Here is a 25,314-nt window from a genome sequence, read left to right on the forward strand (position 1 = left end):
TCGGCGCTCGAAGGAACGGCCACCACGGTCGTTGTCCCGACGCTCGAACCCACGGTCGTCACGACGCTCGAAGGAACGGCCACCACGGTCGTCACGGCGGTCGTCGCGGCGGAAGCCGCCACGATCGTCACGGCGCTCGAAGGAACGGCCACCACGGTCGTTGTCCCGACGCTCGAACCCACGGTCGTCACGACGCTCGAAGGAACGGCCACCACGGTCGTCACGACGGTCGTCACGGCGGAAGCCGCCACGGTCGTCACGACGGTCCCGGTCGCGGTTGAACCCGCCCCGGTCGTCACGACGCTCGAAGGAACGGCCACCACGGTCGTCACGACGGTCGTCACGGCGGAAGCCGCCACGGTCGCCACCCCGGTCGTCGCGACGGTCGTCCCGACGGAAGCCGCCACGGTCGTCACGACGCTCGTACGAGGAGGACGACGTCGTACGCTCCTCGCGCTCGGCCCGGTCGACGTCCTGCGCCGCCGGCTGCTCCGGCACCGAGACCTCGGCGACCGACTGCGACGCCTCGGCCTGCGCCTCGGCGACCGCCGCCTCCGGGTCCTCGCCGCGCTCACGGGCGACCCGGGCGACGAGGCGGTCGGCATCCTCGCGCAGCTCGGTCGCGCGGCGCTGCGCCCGCTCCAGCTCCTTGGTCAGCTGGGCGACCTCGCGCTCGGCCTGCTGGGCGGCGTTGCCCGCGGACTCGGCCTGGACCTCGGTCATCGACCGGGCGCCGGTGATCTCGGCGACCTCCGGCTCGAAGGCGGTACCGCCCTGGATGATGTGGCGCCCGGCGTCGACGCCGGCGTCCTCCATGAGGCGGAAGATCTGGCGGCGCTGGTGCGGGAGGGAGAGGGAGACCACGGTGCCCGTGCGACCGGCGCGGGCCGTACGGCCGGCGCGGTGCAGGTAGTCCTTGTGGTCGCCGGCCGGGTCGACGTTCAGGACCAGGTCGATCCCGTCGACGTGAATGCCTCGCGCGGCCACGTCGGTGGCGACCAGGACGTTGACGTAACCGTCCTTGAAGTCCGCCAGCGTCCGGGTCCGGGCGCCCTGGGTCATGCCGCCGTGCAGCGCGTCGGCCTTCACACCGGCGTCGCGCAGCTGCTCGGCGACGCGGTCGGCGCCCAGCTGGGTACGGACGAAGATGATCGTGCGGCCCTTGCGGGAGGCGATCGCGGCCGTGACCGGCGCCTTGTCCTTGGGCTTCACGATGAGGATGTGGTGGGACATCGTCGTGACCGCGCCCTGCGCCGCGTCGACCTCGTGGCTGACCGGGGCGTTGAGGTAACGGTCGACGAGGGTCTTGATCTCGTTCTCCATCGTCGCGGAGAAGAGCATGCGCTGACCGCCGGCCGGGACCTGGTCCAGCAGCTCGGTGACCTCGGGCATGAAGCCCAGGTCGGACATCTGGTCGGCCTCGTCGAGGACGGCGATCTGCACGTTCTCGAGGGAGCAGGCACCGCGGTTGATGATGTCGCGGAGGCGGCCGGGGGTGGCGACCAGGATGTCGACGCCGCGCTCGAGGGCGTAGATCTGGTTGCCCATCGACGTACCGCCGCAGACGACCTTCATCTTCAGGCCGACGACGTCGCCGTACGGCTGCAGCGCGTCCGCGACCTGCATGGCGAGCTCACGGGTCGGCGTGAGGATGACGGCGCGCGGCTTGCGCTTCTCGGTGCGACCGCCGGCCAGCGTGGCCAGGGTCGGCAGACCGAAGGAGAGGGTCTTGCCGGAGCCGGTGCGGCCACGGCCGAGGATGTCCTTGCCGGCCAGGGCGTCCGGGATGGTCGCGGCCTGGATCGGGAAGGGGGTGGTCACGCCGTTCTGGGCGAGCTTGCGCACGACGCCCTCGGGGAGGCCGAGGTCCGCGAAGGTGATCTGCGGGGCCTCGGTCGTCGTCTCGGTCTCGGCGACGGCCTCGACGGTCGTCTCGACAGCCGTCTCGACGCTCTCGGCGTCGATGGGGTTCTCGCCGTTCTCGGGCACGACGACGTGATCAGTACTGGAAATGGACATGCGAATGCGAAACCTTCCGGAGTCTCGTCGGCACGCGCCCGTCAACTCCGTGTTTCGCAAACGACCGCCTCAATGCGGTCAGCCACGGCAAGGGAGAGTACGCGCCACACGGCGCGCTCTGCATTGGCGCCGGGCAAATGGGATCAAACGATCTGCCACCATACGCACCCTCCACCCCCCAAGGCAAATCCGACCCTATAACCGCAGGTCAGGAATAGTTTCCCACCTTGGAAACCATGGCCGTGACGGCCGTCGTGGTCATCAGGGCGCCGGCGATCCCGCCTCCGGCGCCGGTTCCCGCTGCACCAGCTGAGGCCCGGTCTCCTCGTGCGCCGACGACGACGGCTCCGCCACCGTCGGGTCCGGCGACACCGGCGGCTGCGGCGACGGCTCCTTGGTCGGCTCCGGCGGCGGAGTGGTCCTCGTCGGGCTCGGCTGCGCCCCGGTCGGCGACGGCTCCCCCGGCTTCACGGTCTGGCCCGGCCCGGCGTCCGCCGACGCGCCCGCGCTCGCGCCCCCCGACGGCGAGGCCGACGGGGACGCCGACTTCCCGTCCTTCCCCTCGTCGTCCTTGCCGTGCCCGTGCTCACCGCCGGCCGCCGCCCCGCCGTACCCGGCACCGCCGCCGGAGACGGCCTGTCCCCCGTCCGGCGCCGCACCGCCCCGCTGCCCCGCCGAGTGCGACGGCCTGGCCCGGCCTCCGTCGTCGCCCCCCACGCTCATGCAGCCGGCGGCGGCGGCCACGGCCATGACCGTCACGGCCAGGCGGACGGGTACGTACAAGGGGCGCACGGGAGCCACCTCCGGGTGGGCGAAGAAGTCAACGTGCCCAACTCCCGCCGCCCACAAGAAGACACGCGCCCGCCGGCCGTACCCGAGCGCGCCCCACCGGCCGCACCCGAGGACGTCCCGTCAGCCGTACCCGAGCGCGTGCAGCCGCGCGTCGTCGATGCCGAAGTGGTGGGCGATCTCATGCACCACCGTCACCTCGGTCTCCGCGACGACGTCCTCCCTCGTGTCGCACATCCTGAGCGTGGGCCCCCGGTAGATCGTGATCCGGTCCGGCAGCACGCCCGCGTACCACTCGCCGCGCTCCGTCAGCGGAGTCCCCTCGTACAGCCCGAGCAGCTCGGGGTCGTCGGCAGGCGGTTCGTCCTCGACGAACACCGCGACGTTGTCCATCAGCCGAGTCAGCTCCGGCGGAATCCGGTCGAGCGCCTCGGCGACCAGTTCCTCGAACTCCTCGCGCGTCATCTCCAGCACAGGGCCATTGTCCGGTACGACAGCCCCGCAAGCCCCGTCCGAGAGTCGCGCGCTCGTCCGCATACCCGCCCCTGGGCGTGGGCATACGGGACCAATGGTCCGCGTCCCCGTCGCCGCCCTGAACCGCATCCGCAGGGCGCCCCACGCCCTGTCCCGCCGCCGCCGAACCCGCCGCCCCCAGCCGGCCGTCGAGCTCGTCCCCCAGCCGCGCCCCTGGGCCCGTGCCCTCGGTCTGGTGACCGTGGTCCTCGCCGGGGCCTGGCTGGGACTGCTGATCGTCGGGAACGTGCGGGTCCCGGTGGGCCCGATGGACACCACCATGACCCTGCGCCCCTCCCTGACCGGGGGCACGAAGATCAACGTCTCCCCGCTGGGCGCGCTGAGCCTGGACAGCCACGTCGCGCCCGTCCGGCTGGACGTGAACGTCGACCAGCTCGACCCGGTCCGCTCCCAGGCCCTGGTCGACCACCCCGAGCGCATCACGGGCCTCCAGGACGAGGTCACCCGGGACGTGGAGCAGGGCACGCTCGACCTGGCCGTACGCTCCTGCGTCGCCGTGGTCTCCGGCGCCACCGCCCTCGGTCTCGCGGTCTACCGCCGCCCCCGCCGCGCCCTCGCGGCCGGCGGACTGGCCCTGGCCCTGCTCGCGGCCTGCGGCGGAACGGCGTACGCCACCTGGAACCCGAAGTCGGTCCTGGAACCGAGGTTCTCGGGCCTGCTGTCCTCCGCGCCCTCCCTGGTGGGCAACGCGCGCAGCATCGTCACCGAGTTCGACGTCTACCAGCAGGAGCTGGCACGCCTGGTGACGAACGTGACGAAGCTGTACGACGTCACGTCCACGCTGCCCACCTACTCGCCGGACCCGAGCACCATCCGCGTCCTGCACGTCTCGGACATCCACCTCAACCCGGCGAGCTGGAAGATCATCGCCTCGCTGGTGGAGCAGTACAAGGTGAACGTGATCGTCGACTCCGGCGACACCATGGACCACGGCACGGCGGCGGAGAACGGCTTCCTGGACCCGATCGCGGACCTCGGCGCCCCCTACGTGTGGGTCCGAGGCAACCACGACTCCCTCCTCACCCAGCGCTACCTGGAGCGGATGAAGAACGTGCACGTCCTCGACGAGGGCCACGCGGAGACCGTCGCGGGCCTGCGCTTCGCGGGCATCGGCGACCCGCAGTTCACGCCGGACCGCTCGACGCAGCCGAGCGGCGGCGCGGCGGAGGAGCTGGCGGGCGCCCGCCTGGCCTCGGCCCTGCGCGACCAGAAGGCCGCGGGCGCCCCGGTCGACGTGGCCATCGCCCACGAGCCCTCCGCCGCCCGCGGGACGGACGGCGAGGTGCCCCTCGTCCTGGCCGGCCATCTGCACCACGAGGGGACGGAGGTCATGAAGTACGGCACCCGGCTCCGGGTGGAGGGCTCGACGGGCGGCAGCGGACTGCGGGCCGTGGAAGGCAAGTACCCCGACCCGATCGAGGCATCGATCCTCTACTTCGACCGCGACTCCCGGCGCCTCCAGGCCTGGGACGAGATCGAACTGGGCGGCCTGGGCCTGACAACGGCCGAGGTCAGCCGCCATCTCCCGAAGGAGAACCAGCCGGGAGCCCCCCAGTCCCCCACTTCCTCCACCAGTGCCCCGTAAACCGTTTTGGCGATACCTCCCGCCATCCCATATGCTTCTCACGTCCCCGACGCGCTGAGAAGCGCCCAGGCGGGCCGATAGCCCTCATCGTCTAGCGGCCTAGGACGCCGCCCTTTCAAGGCGGTAGCACGGGTTCGAATCCCGTTGGGGGCACGCAGTATGGTGTGCGACACTTACGTTCGCTGGTTCGCACACAACAGCATGGTCCTGTGGAGCAGTTTGGAGTGCTCGCCACCCTGTCAAGGTGGAGGCCGCGGGTTCAAATCCCGTCAGGACCGCTGAGGTTTCCTCGGAAGCCTCGTGGCTGGGTAGCTCAGTTGGTACGAGCGATCGCCTGAAAAGCGATAGGTCGCCGGTTCGACCCCGGCCCCAGCCACAAGCCAAGGGCCCTGTCCATATGGACGGGGCCCTTGTCGTGCACTCCCTCCGTACTTCCGGCGCGGCGCGACCTCCGATCTGCGCCACCCCTGACCTGCGCCACGCGCCGGAGGCAATAAGTGTTCGCCACGGATTTCCCCGGGATGAGATCCTGGATCGCGTATGTCTACGCACCCTGCCCCCGCCCTCGGCGCCCTCGCCCCCCGCCTGACCGAGCTGACCCTGCGCGACGCGCACCGGCTCGGGCGCAGGCTCGAGGGTGCGCGCAAGATCCGTAAGCCGGAGGCCCGCGCCGCCGTCCTCGCCGAGATCGAGGCGGAGGTCGCGAAGGCCGAGGGCCGGATGGGTGAGCGGCGCGCCCGCGTGCCGGCCGTCACCTACCCCGAGCAGCTGCCGGTCAGCCAGAAGAAGGACGAGATCGCGGCCGCCATCCGTGATCACCAGGTCGTCATCGTCGCCGGCGAGACCGGGTCCGGAAAGACCACGCAGATCCCCAAGATCTGCATGGAGCTGGGGCGTGGCGTGCGCGGCATGATCGGGCACACCCAGCCCCGCCGGATCGCCGCCCGTACCGTCGCCGAGCGGGTCGCCGAGGAGCTGCGGACCCCCCTCGGGGAAGCCGTCGGCTGGAAGGTGCGGTTCACCGACCAGGTGAACCCGGACGCCACCTTCGTCAAGCTCATGACGGACGGCATCCTGCTCGCCGAGATCCAGACCGACCGCGAGCTGCGCGCCTACGACACGATCATCATCGACGAGGCCCACGAGCGGTCCCTCAACATCGACTTCCTGCTCGGCTACCTCGCCCAGCTGCTGCCCAAGCGCCCCGACCTCAAGGTCGTCATCACCTCGGCGACCATCGACCCCGAGCGCTTCTCCCGGCACTTCGGCGACGCCCCGATCGTCGAGGTCAGCGGGCGCACCTATCCCGTCGAGGTGCGCTACCGCCCCCTCCTGGAGGAGGACGGCGACGACTCCGACCGCGACCAGATCACCGCGATCTGCGATGCCGTCGAGGAGCTCCAGGCAGAAGGCAAGGGCGACATCCTCGTCTTCCTCTCCGGAGAGCGGGAGATCCGGGACACGGCCGACGCGCTCGTGAAGAAGAACTACCGCTTCACCGAGGTCCTCCCCCTCTACGCCCGGCTCTCCCACGCCGAGCAGCACCGCGTCTTCCAGCCCCACACCGGCCGCAGGATCGTTCTGGCGACCAACGTCGCGGAGACCTCGCTGACCGTCCCGGGCATCAAGTACGTCATCGACCCGGGCTTCGCCCGTATCTCCCGGTACAGCCACCGCACCAAGGTCCAGCGGCTCCCCATCGAGCCGGTCTCCCAGGCCAGCGCCAACCAGCGCAAGGGCCGCTGCGGTCGTACGTCCGACGGCATCTGCATCCGCCTGTACTCCGAGGACGACTTCGTCACCCGGCCGGAGTTCACGGACGCGGAGATCCTCCGTACGAACCTCGCCTCCGTCATCCTCCAGATGACCGCGGCCGGCCTCGGCGACATCGAGAAGTTCCCCTTCATCGACCCGCCGGACCACCGCAACATCCGCGACGGTGTGCAGCTGCTGCAGGAACTGGGTGCCCTCGACCCGGCTCAGAAGGATGTACGCAAGCGGCTCACGGACACCGGCCGCAAGCTCGCCCAGCTGCCTGTCGACCCCCGCCTGGCCCGCATGGTCCTGGAGGCCGACAAGAACGGCTGCGTCCGCGAGGTCATGGTGATAGCGGCCGCGCTCTCCATCCAGGACCCGCGCGAGCGCCCCGCCGACAAGCAGACCCAGGCCGACCAGCAGCACGCCCGCTTCAAGGACGAGACGAGCGACTTCCTCGCCTTCCTCAACCTCTGGCGCTACATCCGCGAGCAGCAGAAGGAGAGGGGTTCCTCCGCCTTCCGCCGGATGTGCAAGCAGGAGTACCTGAACTTCCTGCGCATCCGCGAGTGGCAGGACATCTACACGCAGCTCCGCACGGTCGCCAAGCAGATGGGGATTCATCCCAACGAGGACGACGCCCCCGAGCAGAGCGTGCACGTCTCGCTCCTCGCCGGCCTCCTCTCCCACATCGGGATGAAGGACGTGAAGGAGGCCGGAGGGGAGAGCGGGAGGAACACGGCGAAGAACGAGTACCTGGGCGCCCGCAGCGCCAAGTTCGCGATCTTCCCCGGCTCGGCCCTCTTCAAGAAGCCCCCGCGTTTCGTGATGTCGGCGGAACTGGTGGAGACGAGCCGCCTCTGGGCCCGCGTCAACGCGAAGATCGAGCCGGAGTGGATCGAGCCGCTCGCCGAGCACCTCCTCAAGCGCACGTACAGCGAGCCGCACTGGGAGAAGGACCAGGCGGCCGTGATGGCGTACGAGAAGGTCACGCTGTACGGCGTGCCGATCATCGCCCAGCGGAAGGTCAACTACGGGCGGATCGACCCGGAGACGTCCCGCGAACTTTTCATTCGCAACGCCCTCGTCGAGGGCGACTGGCGCACGCACCACAAGTTCTTCGCCGACAACCGCAAGCTCCTGACCGAGGTCGAGGAGCTGGAGCACCGCGCCCGGCGCCGGGACATCCTGGTCGACGACGACACCCTCTTCGACTTCTACGACCAGCGGGTGCCCGAACACGTCGTGTCGGGCGCCCACTTCGACTCCTGGTGGAAGCACAAGCGGCACGAGCAGCCCGACTTCCTCGACTTCGAGCGGGAGATGCTCATCCGGGAGTCGGCGGAGGCGGTCACCAAGGCCGACTATCCGGACTCCTGGCGGCAGGGGCCGCTGAAGTTCCGCGTCACCTACCAGTTCGAGCCGGGCGCGGACGCCGACGGTGTGACCGTGCACATCCCGCTCCAGGTCCTCAACCAGGTCACGGACGAGGGCTTCGACTGGCAGATCCCGGGCCTGCGCGAGGAGGTGGTGACGGAGCTCATCCGTTCCCTCCCCAAGCCGATCCGCCGCAACTACGTGCCCGCGCCGAACTACGCGAAGGCGTTCCTGGAGCGGGCGGTGCCGTTGCAGGAGCCGCTCACCACCACCATGGCCCGTGAGCTGAAGCGCATGGTCGGCGTCCCCTTCGAGGCCGACGACTTCGACTGGGCCAGGGTCCCCGACCACCTGAAGATCACCTTCCGGATCGTCGACGAGCGGCGCCGCAAGCTGGCCGAGGACAAGGCTCTGGAACCCCTGAAGCTCCGGCTCAAGCCGAAGGCCCGCCAGGCCCTCTCCCAGGCCGCGGCAGCCACCGCCGAGCGCCAGGGCGGCGAAGCCATTGAACGGACGGGCCTGACCGACTGGACCATCGGCGCGCTCACCCGCGTCTTCGAGACCCGCCGCGCCGGCCAGCCGGTGAAGGCGTACCCGGCGCTGGTCGACGACGGCGACACGGTTTCCGTACGCCTCTTCGACACGGAGGCGGAACAGGCCGAAGCCATGTGGAAGGGCACGCGGCGCCTGATCCTCCGCAACATCCCGGTGAACCCGGCGAAGTTCGCGTCCGAGAAGCTGACGAACGCCCAGAAGCTCGCCCTGTCCGCGAACCCGCACGGCTCGATCCAGGCGCTGTTCGACGACTGCGCGATGGCCGCGGCGGACAAGCTGATCGGCGACTTCGGGGGGCCGGCGTGGGACGAGGAGTCGCACCGGAAGCTGTACGACAAGGTCCGCGCGGAGATCGTCGACACGACGGTCCGTACGGTCGGACAGGTGCAGCAGGTGCTGGCCGCCTGGCAGGCCTGTGAGCGCCGTCTGAAGGGCGTACGCAGCCCCGTCCTCCTGGCAAACCTCCAGGACGTACGCAAGCAGCTGGACGCCCTCGTGAAGCCCGGTTTCGTCACGGCGGCCGGGTTGCGGCGCCTGCCCGACCTGATGCGCTATCTGGTGGCCGTCGATCGCCGCCTCCAGCAGATGCCGACCAACGTCCAGCGGGACACGACCCGCATGGAGAAAGTCCACGAGATGCAGGACGAGTACGCGTGGCTGCTGGAGCAGATGCCCCAGGGCCGCCCGGTGCCCTCCTCGGTCCTCGACATCCGCTGGATGATCGAGGAGCTCCGGGTCAGCTACTTCGCCCACGCGCTGGGCACGGCGTACCCCGTCTCCGACAAGCGGATCGTGAAGGCGATCGACGCGGCGGTGCCGTAACGGCGTACACACTCTGGGTGAGTTCGACCAGGGGCTCACCCTCCTGTACAGTTTCTTCTCGCAGCGCAACGCAGGAAAAGCGCCGCGAAACCTGGTCCTGTGGAGCAGTTTGGAGTGCTCGCCACCCTGTCAAGGTGGAGGCCGCGGGTTCAAATCCCGTCAGGACCGCACAGATCGACTGAGGCCCGCGCCCATCATGGGAAGCGGGCCTCAGTCATTCCCGCCAGGACTCCCCTCCCCGGACAAGACGGAGGCCGCGCCCGCGGCGCAGCCGCAATCAGGCACGGCACATCCCGTCAGGACCGCACAGATCGACCGAGGCCCGCGCCCGTCACGGGAAGGCGGCCTCGGTCATTCCTGTGTCCCTGTCAGGACCGCATGGGGCAAGAGCGCCCCGGCCTTCGGAGCCGGGCCCGCCCGCACGCGTCCACGCCTCGCCTTCTGTCGACCGCACAGGCCCCCGGCACCCACGCCGTCTTGACGCCGTCACATCCGCCCAGTACCCAGAGAGCAGGTCCCTTCCCCGCACGGCCCCGGAGGTGGCGTATGGCGGCGTCGGCCAGGCATGAGACGCGGGCGTTGCTCCGTGCGCATCTGGCGGCCGCGTCGTCCTACCGGCATCTGACGCGCCACTGCCCGGTCTGTCACCGCCTGCTGCGGCTGGCGATGGACGCGGCTCCCCGAGGCACGGAAGGTGCCCCGGAGGCCGTCGAGGACGAACGCGCCGCCACGGCATGACCGGCGCAGCCGCGCCTCTTTTAGCGCACATGAGCCAGAGGCAACAAGGAGTTCGGCGTGTGACGGGTGTCACCGCATGAGTTTTTGAAAGCGCGGTACTTAACCGGCTCCTACAACTAGTCAATTTAATATGTGCAATTGCACCGGTGTCGGCACCCGCACACAGGAGATCCGACACGCCTCCCCAGACTCCGACAAGGCCGCTCACAGGCCGACCGCCGGCACATGGTCGGGGCACCGACCGGGCACCACCGGTTCACATCGGTACACCGTCAGGGCCACGCCGGGGCACCCGCCAGGGCGACGCCAGGGCGGGTGCGGGCACAAAAAAAGATCGCGCTGGACCCGGCGGAGTCCAGCGCGATCCACGACGCACCCTGTTCAGTTGCCTGACCGCTTGGGCGGGGGGCCTGTTGGGGCAGGACCCGCGTCGCTTGGAGCTGTGATGTCGGGCGCCTCGGCGGGTTGGGGGGCCTGCCGGTTTGCCCGGTATTCAGTTGTTCAGGCTGTTCAGGCCTCGCTGCGCTGCTGCGGGATGCCCGCGAGCAGCGCGCGGACCTCAGCCTCGCGGTAACGGCGGTGTCCGCCGAGCGTGCGGATGGACGTGAGCTTGCCGGCCTTCGCCCACCGCGTGACCGTCTTGGGGTCGACGCGGAACATGGTGGCGACCTCAGCCGGGGTCAGCAGCGGCTCGGCATCAGGGGTGCGAGCGGTCATGAGCGGCCTCCTCGGGAGAACCGAACCTTCTCGGTTCTTTCCTCTAAATTCTGCACCTTGACCCGCGTTGCCCGAAATGGCGGACGCGAGTCGAGTCGGTTATAGGACGAACGGCTTGTCCTCGGCACTACAACTACACCATCTGTCCAGCCGCGTCGGCCAAACCGATGGAATTGCCCTCCCAGGTGTTCATCAGCGACGGAAGCCGATGGACCATGCCATAGCGGACAGTCACGCCACTGTGACGATCAGTCACAGTGGCGATCAGGAGTCACCAGACCCCCTAAAGCACGCAATACCGAGAATCCGCCCACAGTGGAGCACAGTTGGACAGACGGAGCCCTCCCCGGACTCCTTGTCCTATTTTGGCACGAGGGGGGGCAAGGGATGCAAGAGACGGGTACGTGCGATCTGTCACGCTTGATACGAAAGCCCGGATCGGGACCTACGTCCCGTCAGTTCCTCGAAGTCCGGTAGACCGTACGTCGTTCGAAGCGCTCTCGGATCGTGACGTACGTCACCCCCGTAACGCCTGTCACCTCGTCAGTTCGCCGAACGCCGGTCCCGTACCGACCGCCACCGCTCCACGAGCCGGACGTACGCCTCGCCCGCCGCGGCCCCGTCGCCACGCCGCAGCGCCTCGATCCCCTCGGCCACGTCCGCCGCCGAGTGGTCGTCCTCCAGCTCGCCGGCCGGCAGGACGTGCACCAGGCCGCCGTAGTCCAGCTCCACCAGCGAGCGCGGATGGAACTCCTCCAGCCAGCGCCCCACGTCCACCAGCCCGTCGATGAGCGGCCCCTCGTCCATGGCGCCCCTGAGGGTGCGCAGCCCACGCGCCACCCGGCGCCGCGCCTGCACCATCGGCGTGCGGTATCGCAGCACGGGCGGCTCGTCCTCGGCGGCGCCGGCTCCCTTGTCGTACTCCCGCTCCTCGTCGGAGACGAGCACGAACCAGCTCAGCGGCACCTGCCAGGTCGCCGTGCGGATCCAGGGGCGGGCGTCCGGGTTGCGGGCGAGCCAGCGCTCGTAGTCCTGGGCGGCCTGCCCGCGCACGAGCGGCGGGAGCACGGCGTCCAGCACCGTCCTCGGCAGCTCCTCGGGCAGCTCCTCCAGCGCCTGCCAGCCGCGCAGCCGGGTGCGCCAGGGGCAGACGCAGAGCACCCCCTCCACGTCGAGCACGAACCCGTCCCCGCTCTCGTGCACCGGCACCGGGACCGGCGGGGTGGGCAGCAGGTCGGCCAGCGAGCGGCGCAGCTCGTCCTGGTAGGAGGGTTGCTCCGCACGCCGGGCGTAGCGCGCCCAGTGGCTTCGCTCCGGTTCCGGGAAGGCGGCCAGCGGTTCGTAGACGCGTAGATAGGTCGCGTACGGGACGATCACCGAGGACACCTTGGGCACGCCTGCTCCATCCCCCACGGACCGACCGGGAAACCTGCGGAACTCGCGCACGAACACGCGGGAAAACTATGCAAATGGTCGCACGGCCGTACTCCGGGGGTAGGTGATCCTCAGCACTGCGCGGTCGGCGGGCACGGGCAGGCTCTACCCTCATGCCACAGCGCCCGCCACCTGTACGGGAGCTGGTCTCCGACCGCCGCTACTTACCCAGGAGTCACCACAGTGACCGATGTAACCGGCGCGCATGCTGATGTACTGCACACCCTGTTCCACTCGGACCAGGGGGGTCATGAGCAAGTCGTGCTCTGCCAGGACCGCGCCACCGGCCTCAAGGCCGTCATCGCCATCCACTCCACCGCCCTGGGCCCCGCCCTCGGTGGTACGCGCTTCTACCCGTACGCGACCGAGGCGGAGGCCGTCGCCGACGCCCTGAACCTCGCGCGCGGGATGTCGTACAAGAACGCCATGGCCGGCCTGGACCACGGCGGCGGCAAGGCCGTGATCATCGGTGACCCCGACAGGATCAAGACGGAGGAGCTGCTCCTCGCCTACGGCCGTTTCGTCGCCTCGCTCGGCGGCCGGTACGTCACCGCCTGCGACGTCGGTACGTACGTCGCCGACATGGACGTCATCGCGCGCGAGTGCCGCTGGACCACCGGGCGCTCGCCCGAGAAGGGCGGCGCCGGCGACTCGTCCGTCCTCACCGCCTTCGGGGTCTACCAGGGCATGCGGGCCTCCGCCCAGCACCTGTGGGGCGACCCCTCGCTGCGCGGCCGCACGGTCGGCATCGCGGGCGTCGGCAAGGTCGGGCACCACCTGGTGGAGCACCTGCGGGCGGAGGGCGCCCAGGTCGTGATCACGGACGTGCGCGCGGACGCCGTACGGCGGATCCTCGACAGGCACCCGGAGGGTGTGTCCGCCGTGGCCGACACCGACGCGCTGATCCGGGTCGAGGGCCTCGACATCTACGCCCCCTGCGCGCTCGGCGGGGCGCTGAACGACGCCACCGTGCCGGCGCTGACCGCCAGGATCGTCTGTGGCGCGGCCAACAACCAGCTCGCCCACCCGGGTGTGGAGAAGGACCTCGCCGATCGCGGGATCCTCTACGCGCCGGACTATGTGGTGAACGCCGGCGGGGTCATCCAGGTCGCCGACGAGCTGCACGGTTTTGACTTCGAGCGGTGCAAGGCGAAGGCCGCGAAGATCTTCGACACCACGCTGGCCATCTTCGCACGTGCGAAGGCGGACGGGATTCCGCCGGCCGCCGCGGCCGACCGGATCGCCGAGCAGCGGATGGCGGAGGGCCGTACAGCACACTGATCGGGGGCGCACCGAGCGTGCGCTCGCGGGTTCGAGCGGTACCCGTCGGCGGGAACTTGGAGAGAACTCTCACGTCCACCGGCGGGTCGTGCTCGGATAAGTGGTTAAAATCGCCACTGACCAGCGAGGACAGGGCGCCTCGAAGGTCCTGCGCACACGCGCGTCCTGCGGGCGACGTACCGTATGGGCGCGGGCTCAGGTACCGTGGAAGCCCTACGGACCGGCCTCTCTGCGGAGAGTCCGTTCCGGATCATGAACGCGTGTCAGACTCTGGGGCCGTCGAGCCCCGTCACCGAGGGGGTCGAGCCATGGGGCGCGGCCGGGCCAAGGCCAAGCAGACGAAGGTCGCCCGCCAGCTGAAGTACAACAGCGGTGGGACTGACCTGTCGCGTCTGGCCAGCGAGCTGGGCGCATCGACTTCGAGCCAGCCGCCGAACGGCGAGCCGTTCGAGGACGACGACGAAGAAGACGACCCGTACGCGCAGTACGCGGATCTGTACAACGACGACGATGAGGACGAGGACGACGAGTCCGGTCCCTCGTCGCAACAACGTCGCGGCGCTTGACGCAGCAGCGCCTCCTGCAGTTTCCGCGACTCTCGTAGCAACTGCACCTCACCCGGTCCGGGGCATCAGCACCGGACCGGGTTTCGTGCTGTCGTGTCTGAGACCGGCGTGCCTGACACGGTCGCGTCTGGGACCGTCATATCCGAGACCGGCGCGGCTGGGCTGCCGCGGGTCCAGGGCGGCCGTCTCTCGGACTGCCATGCCCCGGACCGCCGTGCCTCGGACCGCCATGTCCCGGACCGCCGTGCCTCGGACCGCCATGTCCCGGACCGCCGTGTCTCAGGCGGCGTAGTCGCCGACCAGCTCGGCGCCCGTCGCGTGGTCGCCCCGGTCCGTGATCTCACCGGCGACCCAGGCCTCGACCCCGCGGTCGGCCAGCGTCGCCAGGGCCACGTCGGCAGACTCCTCCGGCACGATCGCGATCATGCCGACGCCCATGTTCAGGGTCTTCTCCAGCTCCAGACGCTCGACGTTGCCGGTCTTCCCGACGAGGTCGAAGATCGGCGCCGGGGTCCAGGTCGAGCGGTCGACGATCGCGTGCAGGCCGTCCGGGATGACGCGGGCCAGGTTGGCGGCCAGTCCGCCGCCGGTGATGTGCGAGAAGGCGTGCACATCGGCGGTGCGGGTCAGGGCCAGGCAGTCCAGCGAGTAGATCTTGGTGGGCTCCAGGAGCTCCTCGCCCAGCGTGCGGCCGAGCTCCTCGATCCGCGCGTCCAGCGACAGGCCCGCCTGGTTCAGCAGGACGTGCCGGACGAGGGAGTACCCGTTCGAGTGAAGCCCGGACGCCGCCATGGCGATCACGGCGTCACCCTCGCGGATGCGATCCGCGCCGAGCAGCCGGTCGGCCTCCACAACGCCCGTACCGGCGCCGGCGACGTCGAAGTCGTCCGCACCCAGCAGGCCCGGGTGTTCGGCCGTCTCACCGCCCACCAGGGCGCATCCGGCCAGCACACAGCCCTCGGCGATGCCCTTGACGATGGCGGCGACACGCTCGGGGTGGACCTTGCCGACACAGATGTAGTCGGTCATGAACAGCGGCTCGGCGCCGCACACGACGATGTCGTCCATGACCATCGCGACCAGGTCGTGGCCGATGGTGTCGTACACGCCCAGCTGCCGGGCGATGTCGACCTTCGTGCCGACGCCGTCCGTGGCGGAGGCGAGCAGCGGACGCTCGTAGCGCTTGAGTGCGGAGGCGTCGAAGAGGCCGGCGAAGCCGCCGATGCCACCGAGGACCTCGGGACGCTGGGCCTTCTTCACCCACTCCTTCATCAGCTCTACGGCGCGGTCGCCCGCTTCGATGTCGACGCCCGCGGCTGCGTAGCTGGCACCAGTTGTCTCAGACATGACGGTGAGAACTTTCGTGTCGTACGGCAGGTATGACGAGCTCTACGGGCGACGGATCGCGTCGGTCGCGGCCGTGGCGGCCGGTCCGGCGGCCAGCTCGGTCTCCAGGAGCTGCTTGCCGAGCAGTTCGGGGTCCGGGAGCTCCATCGGGTACTCACCGTCGAAGCAGGCGCGGCAGAGGTTCGGCTTGGCGATGGTGGTCGCCTCGATCATGCCGCCGATGGAGATGTACGCCAGGGAGTCCGCGCCCAGCGAGGTGCCGATCTCTTCGATGGTCATGCCGTTGGCGATGAGCTCGGCGCGGGTCGCGAAGTCGATGCCGAAGAAGCAGGGCCACTTCACGGGCGGGGACGAGATCCGGATGTGGACCTCCGCCGCGCCCGCCTCGCGGAGCATGCGGACCAGGGCGCGCTGGGTGTTGCCGCGCACGATCGAGTCGTCGACGACGACCAGACGCTTGCCCTTGATGACTTCCTTGAGGGGGTTCAGCTTCAGGCGGATGCCGAGCTGTCGGATGGTCTGCGAGGGCTGGATGAAGGTCCGGCCGACGTACGCGTTCTTGACCAGGCCGGCGCCGAAGGGGATGCCGGAGGCCTCCGCGTAGCCGATCGCGGCCGGCGTGCCTGACTCCGGGGTCGCTATGACGAGGTCCGCCTCGGCCGGGGCTTCCTTCGCCAGCCGGCGGCCCATCTCGACCCGGGAGAGGTACACGTTGCGGCCCGCGATGTCGGTGTCCGGGCGGGCCAGGTACACGTACTCGAAGACGCATCCCTTGGGCTTCGCTTCCGCGAACCGGGAGGTGCGCAGGCCGTTCTCGTCGATCGCCACGAACTCGCCCGGCTCGATCTCGCGGACGTACGCGGCGCCGCAGATGTCGAGGGCGGCGGACTCGGAGGCGACGACCCAGCCGCGCTCCAGGCGGCCGAGGACCAGCGGGCGGATGCCCTGCGGGTCACGGGCGGCGTAGAGGGTGTGCTCGTCCATGAAGACGAGGCTGAAGGCGCCCTTGACCTGCGGGAGGACCGCGTGGGCGGCCTCCTCGATGGTCAGCGGCTTGCCGTCGGCGTCGACCTGGGCCGCGAGGAGCGCGGTGAGCAGGTCGGTGTCGTTGGTGGCGGCCACACGGGTGGAGCGGCCGTTGGTGTCCTTGGGCAGGTCGGCGACCATTTCGGCGAGCTGCGCCGTGTTCACCAGGTTGCCGTTGTGACCGAGCGCGATGGAGCCGTGCGCGGTGGCGCGGAACGTCGGCTGGGCGTTCTCCCACACGGAGGCGCCGGTGGTCGAGTAGCGGGCGTGTCCGACCGCGATATGACCCTGGAGCGAACCGAGCGAGGTTTCGTCGAAGACCTGGGAGACGAGGCCCATGTCCTTGAAGACGAGGATCTGGGAGCCGTTGCTGACCGCGATTCCCGCGGATTCCTGACCCCGATGCTGGAGGGCGTAGAGCCCGAAGTAAGTGAGCTTGGCGACCTCTTCGCCGGGAGCCCAGACACCGAAGACGCCGCAAGCGTCCTGGGGGCCTTTCTCACCGGGGAGCAGATCATGACTGAGTCGACCGTCACCACGTGGCACGCCACCGAGTGTAGGCGAGATCGACCACTGGTCCGAATTGGGGATACCCGGCGGTAATGGATCACTCGTCCTGGACCCCTTGTAGGGTCTCGCCGTTTTCGCTGGTCAGCGCGGGTATACGGTGGTCCGGCCGGTGGCCGACCGGACCATCCCGGAGCCTCGGCGGCGTCCGTTCCGTGTGCATGAGTGAGGCGTCGCACATCTTCGGGTGGTGGACCGGGCCGGTTACCGCTACGCCATCAACGGCAGTAGTCCCCCGAGGTCCGCCCGCTCACCGCTCGCGCTGACCCTCGCCTCGTCCACCGCGTCCTTCCACTCCGCCCGCCCGGTCGCCAGCCGGATCCAGGTCAGCGGGTCGGTCTCGACGACGCTGGGCGGGGTGCCGCGGGTGTGCCGGGGCCCCTCGACGCACTGCACGACGGCGTACGGCGGGATCCGCACCTCCGTGGAGCCGCCGGGTGCCCGCACGGCGAGCGCGTCGGCGAGGAGGCGGGTGCAGGCGGCGAGGGCCTGGCGGTCGTAGGGGATGTCGAGGCCCGGCACGGCGGCGTTCAGGTCGTCGGTGTGGACGATGAGCTCGACGGTGCGGGTGACGACGTAGTCGGCCAGCGGCATGGCGCCGACGTTGGTGGCGAGCAGTCGGGTGCCGGGGTGAGCGTCGAGGTGCTCGGTGACGCGCCGCTCGATGTCGGCGAGGAACATGTCGAGGTCGGGGTTCCGCTCGGCGAGCAGGTGGGCCATGGCGTCGATGCCACCGGAGTTCGCGGAGGTCGCGAACGGCCAGTCGAGGACCGTGGCGTCCTGCTTCACCGGCTCCGGCTTGTCGAGGAACCGGCCGACGGCCATGAGCGCCATCCCGATGTGCGCGACCAGTTCCCGTACGGTCCACTCCCCGAGCCGGGTGGGGAGCACGAGCTGTTCGGGGGTGAGGGTGCGGACGGCTTCCCGTACGTTCCCGAACTGGGCGAGGACCGCCGTACGGGTCTTGGCGGGATCGTAGGTCCGGGTGCGCTTCTTTGCCGGGGACATGGCGTGAGCGTAGTGCGGCAGCACGCCTCGCGGGCGTAGTCGCTCAGGCCGCTCTCCACCAACGCGAAGGCACGCTCGGCGAGTCGGGGTGCGCCGGCGGCGATGGCGTCGAGGGGTTCACCGGCCTCGAGGCGGCGGTTGTGCTCCTCGATCAGGGCGTTGCGGGCGGCGCTCAGCGTGGATGCGGCGATCAGTGCGGGCGCGGTGTCGGAGGCGTACGTCGCCGCCATGGACACCGTGTTCCTGTGCGGGGCCGCGCTGATGGCGCTGTGCCTGGTCCTGGCGCTGCGGCTGCCCAAGCCGAGGCCCTCGGCGGACGTGGACCCGGCGCCGGAGGAGGAGCCGGTGCCGGTGTGAACGGCACGCCGAAGGCCCCGCCCGTGGGAACGGGCGGGGCCTTCGGCGTCGTACGGCTTCTTACGCGAGCAGCGCCGGGATCGTGCCCTCGTGGGCCTCGCGCAGCTCCTCCAGGGACAGTGCGAACTCGCCCTGCACGTCCACCGCGTCCCCGTCGACGACGCCGATGCGGGCGACGGGCAGACCGCGCGCCCCGCACATGTCGTTGAAGCGGACCTCCTCCGAACGCGGAACGGCGACGACCGCACGGCCCGCCGACTCCGAGAAGAGGAAGGTGAAGGCGTCGAGCCCGTCCGGTACGACCAGACGCGCGCCCTTGCCGCCGAGCAGCGCCGACTCGACCACGGCCTGGATCAGACCGCCGTCGGACAGGTCGTGCGCGGAGTCGATCATGCCGTCGCGGGAGGCGGAGATCAGGATCTCGCCGAGCAGCCGCTCCCGCTCCAGGTCGACCTTGGGCGGCAGCCCGCCCAGGTGGTCGTGGACCACCTGCGACCAGGCCGACCCGCCGAACTCCTCGCGGGTGTCGCCGAGGAGGTAGAGCAGCTGGCCCTCCTCCTGGAAGGCGACGGGCGTGCGGCGGGCGACGTCGTCGATGACGCCCAGCACGGCCACGACCGGCGTGGGGTGGATGGCCGCCTCGCCCGTCTGGTTGTAGAGCGAGACGTTGCCGCCGGTCACCGGGGTGCCCAGCTGCTGGCAGGCGTCGGCGAGGCCGCGGATGGCCTCCGCGAACTGCCACATGACGGCCGGGTCCTCGGGCGAGCCGAAGTTCAGGCAGTCGGAGACCGCAAGCGGCTTGGCGCCGGTGGTGGCGACGTTGCGGTACGCCTCCGAGAGGGCCAGCTGCGCGCCCGCGTACGGGTCGAGCTTCGCGTACCGGCCGTTGCCGTCGGTCGCGATGGCGACGCCGAGCCCGCTCTCCTCGTCGATGCGGATCATTCCGGAGTCCTCGGGCTGGGCGAGAACCGTGTTGCCCTGCACGAAGTGGTCGTACTGGGAGGTGATCCACTTCTTGGATGCCTGGTTCGGGGAGGAGACCAGCTTCAGGACCTGGTCCTTCAGCTCCTCACTCGTCGCCGGCCGGGGCAGCTTGTTCGCGTCGTCGGCCTGGAGCTCGTCCTGCCAGGACGGGCGGGCGTACGGACGCTCGTAGACCGGGCCCTCGTGGGCGACCGTGCGCGGGTCGACGTCGACGATCTTGCCGCCGTGCCAGTAGATCTCGAGGCGGTCGCCGTCGGTCACCTCACCGATGACGGTGGCGATGACGTCCCACTTCTCGCAGATCTCGAGGAACCGGTCGACCTTCTCCGGCTCGACGACCGCGCACATCCGTTCCTGCGACTCGCTCATGAGGATTTCCTCGGGCGAGAGCGTGGAGTCACGCAGCGGTACGTCGTCCAGGGTCACGCGCATACCGCCGGAGCCGTTGGAGGCGAGCTCGGACGTGGCGCAGGACAGGCCCGCCGCGCCGAGGTCCTGGATGCCGACGACCAGCTTCTCCTTGAAGGCCTCCAGGGTGCACTCGATGAGGAGCTTCTCCTGGAAGGGGTCACCGACCTGCACGGCGGGACGCTTCGACGGCTTGGCGTCGTCGAAGGTCTCGGAGGCGAGGATCGAGGCGCCGCCGATGCCGTCGCCGCCCGTGCGGGCCCCGTACAGGATGACCTTGTTGCCGGTGCCGGACGCCTTCGCGAGGTGGATGTCCTCGTGCCGCATGACGCCGATGGCACCGGCGTTGACCAGCGGGTTGCCCTGGTAGCAGGAGTCGAAGACGACCTCGCCGCCGATGTTCGGCAGGCCGAGGCAGTTGCCGTAGCCGCCGATGCCGGCGACGACACCGGGCAGGACGCGCTTGGTGTCGGGGTGATCGGCCGCGCCGAAGCGGAGCGGGTCGACGACCGCGACCGGGCGCGCGCCCATCGCGATGATGTCGCGCACGATGCCGCCGACGCCGGTCGCGGCGCCCTGGTAGGGCTCGACATACGACGGGTGGTTGTGCGACTCGACCTTGAAGGTGACCGCGTAACCCTGGCCGACGTCGACGACACCGGCGTTCTCGCCGATGCCGACGAGGAGGGCGTCGGACTCGGGGGCCTTCTCGCCGAACTGGCGGAGGTGGACCTTGGAGGACTTGTAGCTGCAGTGCTCGGACCACATGACCGAGTACATGGCGAGCTCGGCACCGGTGGGCCGGCGGCCGAGGATCTCCACGACCCGCTCGTACTCGTCCTTCTTCAGGCCGAGCTCGGCCCAGGGCAGCTCGACGTCGGGGGTCGCGGCCGCGTGCTCGACCGTGTCCAGAGGCGTCCGGCTCATGCGTTGACCAGCTTCTTGAGGATCGAGGTGAAGAACGGGAGGCCGTCGGTGCGGCCGGAACCGATCAGCGGCTCGACGGCGTGCTCGGGGTGCGGCATGAGGCCGACGACGTTCCCGGCCTCGTTGGTGATGCCGGCGATGTCCCGCAGCGAGCCGTTCGGGTTGAAGTCCACGTACCGGAAGGCGACCCGGCCCTCGGCCTCGAGCTTGTCGAGGGTGTACTCGTCGGCGACGTACCGGCCGTCCATGTTCTTCAGCGGGATGTGGATCTCCTGGCCGGCCGAGTAGTCGGCGGTCCAGGCGGTGTCCGCGTTCTCCACCCGCAGCTTCTGGTCGCGGCAGATGAAGTGAAGGTGGTTGTTGCCGAGCATCCCGCCCGGGAGCAGGTGGGCCTCGGTGAGGATCTGGAAGCCGTTGCAGATGCCGAGGACCGGAAGACCGGCCTTCGCCTGCGCGATGACGGTCTCCATCACCGGCGAGAAGCGGGAGATGGCCCCGGCGCGCAGATAGTCGCCGTAGGAGAAACCGCCGGGCAGCACCACGGCGTCGACCTGGTGAAGGTCCTTGTCCTTGTGCCAGAGCGCGACCGGTTCGGCGCCCGCGAGGCGGATCGCGCGCTGTGTGTCCCGGTCGTCGAGGCTTCCAGGGAAAGTGACGACGCCAATACGAGCGGTCACTTCGCGGCCTCCGCGACTTCCTCCACCTTGACGGAGAAGTCCTCGATCACGGTGTTCGCGAGGAAGGATTCCGCAAGATCGTGGATGCGGGCGAGGGCGGCCTCGTCGACCGGGCCGTCAACTTCCAGTTCGAATCGCTTTCCCTGACGTACGTCGGAGATGCCTTCGAATCCCAGCCGCGGCAGTGCGCGCTGCACCGCCTGGCCCTGGGGGTCGAGGATCTCCGGCTTGAGCATGACGTCGACTACGACGCGTGCCACTGGCACTCCCGGTGTGTGGTGCTGAGCAGGTTCCTTCAGACTACCCGCACAAAATTTCTACGCGGGTAGAGTTGTAGGAAAGTACGTGACGACCATCACGATCCGGCATCGGAGGGGTGCCCTCACGAAAATTTCCGGGAAAGATCCGGGATCTGCGCCCGGCGCCTATTGCGCCCCGGACACGCAGGGAGATTTAGTCGGGCTTCACATTGCAATGCCGGGCACTGTACAAATGAATTGGCAATAGCCGATACTTTGTCCAATAACAGGCGGACAGTCGGCATCTCCGAGACGTCCTGGCACGTCATCGCGGAGATGTCGCACGAAGGGACCGATATTCGTGGCGCAGAAGGTCGTGGTCACTCTCTTTGACGACATCGACGGCTCGGAAGCGGCGGAAACGATCGCCTTCGGACTCGACGGCAAGTCGTACGAGATCGACCTGAATGAAGCCAACGCCAGGAAACTGCGCAAGGCACTCGCCCCGTACGTGGACGCCGGCCGCAAGCGGTCGAAGTCGGGCAAGGCCTACCGGCAGACGGAGGTCGCCCCCGACCCGGCGGCGGTCCGGGCCTGGGCCCAGGCGAACAAGATGGACGTTCCCGCGCGCGGGCGGATCCCCAAGAAGGTCTACGAGGCGTTCGCCGAGGCTCAGTGAGGCCTGGGCCGACGGCCGGTCACTCGCCCTTCGGGACAACCGACTTGCGCTGCACCCCTCCTGGTCAGCTAGAGTCTGGAGCACGCCGAGGGGCGAGGCCGAAAGGCCCCACCTCACGGAGTACATGCGGGTGTAGTTCAGTAGCAGAACATCCCCCTTCCAGGGGGAAGGCGCAGTGTGCAATTCCTGTCACCCGCTCTGCAGCACAGTCTCAACCACTCTTGTGGATCAGGTAGGCTGGTGCTTGCACCGATCGGTGAGAGCCGGTCGGAGGCAATGCGGACGTAGCTCAGTTGGTAGAGCGCAACCTTGCCAAGGTTGAGGTCGCGAGTTCGAGCCTCGTCGTCCGCTCCACGAAAGCCCCGGTCATCGCGACCGGGGTTTTTTCGTGCCTCCCCTCGCCTTCCCCCCCCGCTTCTGACATTTGCCATGCGGAGTGATGACAGCGCGCACTCCTGCCGGGCCCTGTCCGTCGGGACGCTGAGGTCATGGACACCGACGAACGCGAGCACGTGATCGAGGTCACCGACCTGCGGCGCGCGTACGGGGCGGGTTCGAAGCCGTGCGCGCCCTCTACGAACTCGACGAGGCCCGCGAGACCCGCGCCCGGCTCGCCGTCGCCGTCGCCGGGAAACGGCTGCGGTTCGGGCGGGATCTGCACGACGTGATGGAGCGCAACCTCGCCCTGGTCGCGCGGAAGAGCGAGCCGGCCGTGCAGCCGGCCCGGCGCGGGCAGCTCGAAGCGGTGGAGCAGAGGATCGAGGTGCAGCGGATCGCGCAGGAGTCGCAGCGCACGGTGCGGGATGTCGTACGCGGCTGTCGCGCGGCCGGCCTCGCGGTCCAACTCGCGGGGGCACAGGGGGTGCTGACGACGGCCGGGATCGCGTGCGAGGTCGGGGGAGACGGCCGGGCTGCCCGCCGCGGTGCAGCCGGCGCTCGGCCGGGTGGTGCGGAAGGCGACGCCGAACGTGCTGCGGCACGGGCACGCCGGGCGGTGCACAGTGCGCCTACTGGTGCTGGAGGAACGGGTGGTGCTGACGGTGGAGGACACCGGGCGGCCACCGAGGAAGGCGAGACCGGGGACTCGGGACTCGCGGGGCTGCGGGAGCGGCTGCGGGCGGTGGACGGGACGCTGGAGGCGGGGCCCTCGGCGGGGACGGGTCCCGGCTGGTGGCGGAGGCGCCCCTGACCCGCGGGCGCTGTGAGTGAGGTCACGGCGTGACGACTCCGGTCCGGCTGCTGCTCGCCGACGACGACGAGCACCTCATCCGGGGGCGCTCGCCGCGCTGCTCTCCCCGGAGGACGACCCGTTGATCGTCACCGAGGCGGCCACCGGGTCCGAGGCGCCGGCGAGGGCGCGGGTGCACGAACCCGACATCGTCGTGCTGGACCTCCAGAACCCCGCGCCGACGGTGTGAGGGTCGCCACATCACTGCGGGCCGAACTTCCGTCCTGCCAGCTGCTGATCGGCACCAGTCACGGCCGGCCGGGGATCTGAAGCGGGCGCTTGCAGGGGTGCGCGGGTTCGTCCCGAAGACGGTCAGCACGTAGCGGCTCGCGGAGATCATCCGTACCGTGCACGCCGGAAACGTCCCCCACTGCCTTGAAGGCGTCTGCCTTAAAGGCGTGGCGGGACCCCACCGTTGGCCCCCAGTCGGCCGCCGCCGCCATCACCTCCAGGGACTCACCGCTGACCGCACGGGAGGCCGAGGTGATGGAACTCGCGGCCGACGGGGCACCCGTCGCGGAGATCGCCGAGCAGGTCGCGCTGGCGCAGGGGACCGTACGGAACCACCTGTCGTCGGCCGTCTCCAAGCTCGGGGCGGAGAACCGGCACGCCGCGGTGCGTCTCGCACACGCGCGAGGTTGGGTATAGTTGCTCTCGCGCCACGGCGCACTGCGGACGTAGCTCAGTTGGTAGAGCGCAACCTTGCCAAGGTTGAGGTCGCGAGTTCGAGCCTCGTCGTCCGCTCCAGAGAAAAGCCCCCCGGCTCCGGCCGGGGGGCTTCTTTCTTCACCGGCTTTACCAGCTGACGCCCGTCAGTCGCTCGTACGCCTCCACGTACTTGGCGCGGGTCGCGTCCACGACGTGCTGCGCCAGCGCGGGCGGGGGCTGCTCGCTCTTGCGGTCCCAGCCGGACTCCGCGGAGGTCAGCCAGTCCCGGACGAACTGCTTGTCGTACGACGGCTGCGCGCGGCCCGGCTGCCACTGGTCGGCCGGCCAGAAGCGGGACGAGTCCGGGGTGAGGACCTCGTCCGCGAGGACCAGGTCCTCGCCCTCGAAGCCGAACTCGAACTTCGTGTCCGCCAGGATGATCCCCCGGTCCCGGGCGATGTCGCGGGCGCGGCCGTAGACCGCGAGCGTCGCCTGGCGCAGCTGGGCAGCGGTGTCGGCGCCGACCTGGCGGGCGACCTCCTCGTACGACACGTTCTCGTCGTGCTCGCCGACCGCTGCCTTGGTAGCCGGGGTGAAGATCGGGGCGGGCAGCTCCGAGCCGTCGACCAGGCCCTCGGGGAGGGCGAGACCGCAGACCGTACGGGACTCGTTGTACTCGAGCAAGCCCGAGCCGGTGAGGTAGCCGCGGGCCACGCACTCCACCGGGACCATCTGAAGGGACTTGCAGACGAGGGTGCGGCCGAGCCAGTCGGCGGGGGCCCCGGCGGGCAGTTCGGTGCTCAGGACGTGGTTGGGAGCCAGGTCGGCGAGCTGGTCGAACCACCACAGCGAGAGCTGGGTGAGGATGCGGCCCTTGTCGGGGATCTCCGTGGGCAGCACCCAGTCATAGGCGGACATGCGGTCGCTGGCGACCATCACGAGGTCGCCCGCCTCGTTCTGGTACAGGTCGCGCACCTTGCCGGTGTGCAGATGTACCAGACCCGGAACCTGGATCGGCTCGGGCTTTTCGACGAATCCGGACACGGT

The 25,314-nt window shown here is 69.8% G+C and carries 19 protein-coding genes, 7 tRNA genes and 2 pseudogenes; 16 read left to right on the forward strand and 12 right to left on the reverse strand.

Annotation, left to right across the window (positions count from 1 at the left end):
- From ACFY16_RS10530 to ACFY16_RS10540, 3 genes are all read right to left on the reverse strand, one after another.
- On the reverse strand, window positions 1-2,019 hold a 2,019-nt coding region (locus tag ACFY16_RS10530; protein WP_390646730.1), incomplete at its 3' end, for a DEAD/DEAH box helicase.
- Window positions 2,020-2,280: 261 nt separating this feature from the next.
- Window positions 2,281-2,811 (reverse strand): hypothetical protein, encoded by a 531-nt coding sequence (locus tag ACFY16_RS10535; protein WP_390646731.1) that lies wholly within the window; start codon window positions 2,809-2,811, stop codon window positions 2,281-2,283.
- A 120-nt stretch (window positions 2,812-2,931) separates the two neighbouring features.
- A complete protein-coding gene (locus ACFY16_RS10540; protein ID WP_390646732.1) occupies window positions 2,932-3,282 on the reverse strand; it encodes a metallopeptidase family protein in 351 nt (116 codons plus the stop codon).
- Between the two features lie 94 nt (window positions 3,283-3,376).
- Between ACFY16_RS10540 and ACFY16_RS10545 the strand changes: the two genes are divergently transcribed.
- The 7 genes from ACFY16_RS10545 to ACFY16_RS10575 all read left to right on the forward strand — a co-directional run bounded on the left by ACFY16_RS10545 (window position 3,377) and on the right by ACFY16_RS10575 (window position 10,174).
- Window positions 3,377-4,927: a metallophosphoesterase gene (locus tag ACFY16_RS10545; protein ID WP_390646733.1), complete on the forward strand. Its 1,551-nt coding sequence runs from the start codon at window positions 3,377-3,379 to the stop codon at window positions 4,925-4,927.
- 80 nt (window positions 4,928-5,007) lie between these two features.
- Window positions 5,008-5,080, forward strand: a tRNA-Glu gene (locus ACFY16_RS10550).
- A gap of 50 nt (window positions 5,081-5,130) precedes the next feature.
- Window positions 5,131-5,205, forward strand: a tRNA-Asp gene (locus tag ACFY16_RS10555).
- Window positions 5,206-5,229: 24 nt separating this feature from the next.
- Window positions 5,230-5,303, forward strand: a tRNA-Phe gene (locus ACFY16_RS10560).
- A 164-nt stretch (window positions 5,304-5,467) separates the two neighbouring features.
- On the forward strand, window positions 5,468-9,436 hold the full coding sequence (gene hrpA / locus ACFY16_RS10565) for an ATP-dependent RNA helicase HrpA (protein WP_390646734.1): 3,969 nt from the start codon (window positions 5,468-5,470) through the stop codon (window positions 9,434-9,436).
- Window positions 9,437-9,529: 93 nt separating this feature from the next.
- A tRNA-Asp gene (locus ACFY16_RS10570) sits at window positions 9,530-9,604 on the forward strand.
- A gap of 378 nt (window positions 9,605-9,982) precedes the next feature.
- Complete coding sequence (locus ACFY16_RS10575; RefSeq protein ID WP_390646735.1) at window positions 9,983-10,174, forward strand: DUF6274 family protein; 192 nt, start codon at window positions 9,983-9,985, stop codon at window positions 10,172-10,174.
- Window positions 10,175-10,684: 510 nt separating this feature from the next.
- On the opposite strand, the gene bldC is transcribed toward ACFY16_RS10575, so the two are convergent.
- Entirely contained in the window at window positions 10,685-10,891 is a 207-nt protein-coding gene (gene bldC, locus ACFY16_RS10580; protein WP_003949541.1) for a developmental transcriptional regulator BldC, read from the reverse strand.
- Window positions 10,892-11,434: 543 nt separating this feature from the next.
- A complete protein-coding gene (locus tag ACFY16_RS10585; protein WP_390646736.1) occupies window positions 11,435-12,286 on the reverse strand; it encodes a hypothetical protein in 852 nt (283 codons plus the stop codon).
- A gap of 222 nt (window positions 12,287-12,508) precedes the next feature.
- Here ACFY16_RS10585 and ACFY16_RS10590 point away from each other — a divergent pair, with 222 nt between their 5' ends.
- Both ACFY16_RS10590 and ACFY16_RS10595 read left to right on the forward strand, forming a co-directional pair.
- Window positions 12,509-13,606 carry a Leu/Phe/Val dehydrogenase gene (locus ACFY16_RS10590; RefSeq protein WP_390646737.1) on the forward strand — a complete coding sequence of 366 codons (1,098 nt, stop codon included), beginning with the start codon at window positions 12,509-12,511 and terminating at the stop codon, window positions 13,604-13,606.
- Window positions 13,607-13,914: 308 nt separating this feature from the next.
- Window positions 13,915-14,172 carry a DUF3073 domain-containing protein gene (locus ACFY16_RS10595; protein WP_351139419.1) on the forward strand — a complete coding sequence of 86 codons (258 nt, stop codon included), beginning with the start codon at window positions 13,915-13,917 and terminating at the stop codon, window positions 14,170-14,172.
- Window positions 14,173-14,451: 279 nt separating this feature from the next.
- Here the strand turns inward: ACFY16_RS10595 and purM are convergent, their stop codons facing one another.
- The 3 genes from purM to ACFY16_RS10610 form a co-directional block, all read right to left on the reverse strand.
- Window positions 14,452-15,519 carry a phosphoribosylformylglycinamidine cyclo-ligase gene (gene purM / locus ACFY16_RS10600; protein WP_390646738.1) on the reverse strand — a complete coding sequence of 356 codons (1,068 nt, stop codon included), beginning with the start codon at window positions 15,517-15,519 and terminating at the stop codon, window positions 14,452-14,454.
- A 42-nt stretch (window positions 15,520-15,561) separates the two neighbouring features.
- Entirely contained in the window at window positions 15,562-17,091 is a 1,530-nt protein-coding gene (gene purF, locus ACFY16_RS10605) for an amidophosphoribosyltransferase (protein WP_390646739.1), read from the reverse strand.
- Window positions 17,092-17,322: 231 nt separating this feature from the next.
- On the reverse strand, window positions 17,323-18,120 hold the full coding sequence (locus ACFY16_RS10610) for a sterol carrier family protein (protein ID WP_390646740.1): 798 nt from the start codon (window positions 18,118-18,120) through the stop codon (window positions 17,323-17,325).
- Between the two features lie 138 nt (window positions 18,121-18,258).
- Here ACFY16_RS10610 and ACFY16_RS10615 point away from each other — a divergent pair, with 138 nt between their 5' ends.
- Complete coding sequence (locus ACFY16_RS10615) at window positions 18,259-18,477, forward strand: hypothetical protein (protein ID WP_390646741.1); 219 nt, start codon at window positions 18,259-18,261, stop codon at window positions 18,475-18,477.
- Between the two features lie 60 nt (window positions 18,478-18,537).
- On the opposite strand, the gene purL is transcribed toward ACFY16_RS10615, so the two are convergent.
- Genes purL through purS form a run of 3 tightly spaced genes read right to left on the reverse strand, consistent with a single transcriptional unit; the run spans window position 18,538 to window position 21,733 of the window.
- Complete coding sequence (purL, locus tag ACFY16_RS10620) at window positions 18,538-20,796, reverse strand: phosphoribosylformylglycinamidine synthase subunit PurL (RefSeq protein ID WP_390646742.1); 2,259 nt, start codon at window positions 20,794-20,796, stop codon at window positions 18,538-18,540.
- Complete coding sequence (gene purQ, locus ACFY16_RS10625; RefSeq protein ID WP_390646743.1) at window positions 20,793-21,473, reverse strand: phosphoribosylformylglycinamidine synthase subunit PurQ; 681 nt, start codon at window positions 21,471-21,473, stop codon at window positions 20,793-20,795. Before purQ ends, purL begins: the two co-directional genes overlap by 4 nt.
- Complete coding sequence (purS, locus tag ACFY16_RS10630; RefSeq protein WP_030043829.1) at window positions 21,470-21,733, reverse strand: phosphoribosylformylglycinamidine synthase subunit PurS; 264 nt, start codon at window positions 21,731-21,733, stop codon at window positions 21,470-21,472. Before purS ends, purQ begins: the two co-directional genes overlap by 4 nt.
- A 340-nt stretch (window positions 21,734-22,073) precedes the next feature.
- Here purS and ACFY16_RS10635 point away from each other — a divergent pair, with 340 nt between their 5' ends.
- The 6 genes and pseudogenes from ACFY16_RS10635 to ACFY16_RS10660 all read left to right on the forward strand — a co-directional run bounded on the left by ACFY16_RS10635 (window position 22,074) and on the right by ACFY16_RS10660 (window position 24,366).
- Window positions 22,074-22,391 (forward strand): Lsr2 family protein, encoded by a 318-nt coding sequence (locus ACFY16_RS10635; RefSeq protein WP_351139402.1) that lies wholly within the window; start codon window positions 22,074-22,076, stop codon window positions 22,389-22,391.
- A 126-nt stretch (window positions 22,392-22,517) separates the two neighbouring features.
- Window positions 22,518-22,589, forward strand: a tRNA-Gly gene (locus ACFY16_RS10640).
- 80 nt (window positions 22,590-22,669) lie between these two features.
- A tRNA-Gly gene (locus ACFY16_RS10645) sits at window positions 22,670-22,745 on the forward strand.
- A 208-nt stretch (window positions 22,746-22,953) separates the two neighbouring features.
- Window positions 22,954-23,600, forward strand: a pseudogene (locus ACFY16_RS10650) (sensor histidine kinase); the annotation flags it as partial.
- A 9-nt stretch (window positions 23,601-23,609) separates the two neighbouring features.
- A pseudogene (locus ACFY16_RS10655) lies at window positions 23,610-24,267 on the forward strand (LuxR C-terminal-related transcriptional regulator).
- A 23-nt stretch (window positions 24,268-24,290) separates the two neighbouring features.
- Window positions 24,291-24,366: transfer RNA gene (locus tag ACFY16_RS10660), tRNA-Gly, on the forward strand.
- 48 nt (window positions 24,367-24,414) lie between these two features.
- Here the strand turns inward: ACFY16_RS10660 and ACFY16_RS10665 are convergent.
- Window positions 24,415-25,311, reverse strand: coding sequence for a phosphoribosylaminoimidazolesuccinocarboxamide synthase (locus tag ACFY16_RS10665; RefSeq protein ID WP_390646744.1), 897 nt, complete (start codon window positions 25,309-25,311; stop codon window positions 24,415-24,417).
- Window positions 25,312-25,314 lie beyond the last annotated feature (3 nt).

Origin of the sequence: Streptomyces sp. NPDC001315 (assembly GCF_042896175.1) — a bacterium.
Taxonomy (GTDB): Bacteria; Actinomycetota; Actinomycetes; order Streptomycetales; family Streptomycetaceae; genus Streptomyces.

Excerpts from the sequence above, each read along its gene's own strand:
- bldC (WP_003949541.1), bottom strand. The coding sequence starts at position 10,891 with ATGACCGCTCGCACCCCTGATGCCGAGCCGCTGCTGACCCCGGCTGAG.
- ACFY16_RS10610 (WP_390646740.1), bottom strand. The coding sequence starts at position 18,120 with ATGTCCCCGGCAAAGAAGCGCACCCGGACCTACGATCCCGCCAAGACC.
- ACFY16_RS10595 (WP_351139419.1), top strand. The coding sequence starts at position 13,915 with ATGGGGCGCGGCCGGGCCAAGGCCAAGCAGACGAAGGTCGCCCGCCAG.
- hrpA (WP_390646734.1), top strand. The coding sequence starts at position 5,468 with ATGTCTACGCACCCTGCCCCCGCCCTCGGCGCCCTCGCCCCCCGCCTG.
- purM (WP_390646738.1), bottom strand. The coding sequence starts at position 15,519 with ATGTCTGAGACAACTGGTGCCAGCTACGCAGCCGCGGGCGTCGACATC.
- purL (WP_390646742.1), bottom strand. The coding sequence starts at position 20,796 with ATGAGCCGGACGCCTCTGGACACGGTCGAGCACGCGGCCGCGACCCCC.
- ACFY16_RS10545 (WP_390646733.1), top strand. The coding sequence starts at position 3,377 with ATGGTCCGCGTCCCCGTCGCCGCCCTGAACCGCATCCGCAGGGCGCCC.
- ACFY16_RS10575 (WP_390646735.1), top strand. The coding sequence starts at position 9,983 with ATGGCGGCGTCGGCCAGGCATGAGACGCGGGCGTTGCTCCGTGCGCAT.